The 233-nt window shown below is 46.4% G+C and carries 1 pseudogene; it reads left to right on the forward strand.

The annotated features are described in order from the left end of the window. A pseudogene (purH, locus tag ACFIO5_RS12390) lies at nucleotides 1-233 on the forward strand (bifunctional phosphoribosylaminoimidazolecarboxamide formyltransferase/IMP cyclohydrolase); the annotation flags it as partial.

Raw genomic sequence — 233 nt, forward strand, 5'->3', positions numbered from 1 at the left:
CGTTTGCGCAAGCGCTTCAGACTTATAATGTTGAATTGATTTCGACAGGAGGAACAGCTAAAGTCTTAATGGCTGCTGGTTTACCGGTAAGAGATGTTGCTGAAGTTACAGGATTTCCCGAAATAATGGATGGACGCGTCAAAACACTCCATCCTTTGATCCATGGTGCTCTCTTGGGAGTAAGAGAAGATCCTAGCCACGCAGTGGCTATGGAGCAGTATGGCATCCATGGA

The sequence above is a fragment of the Bartonella sp. AA86SXKL genome (assembly GCF_042196885.1).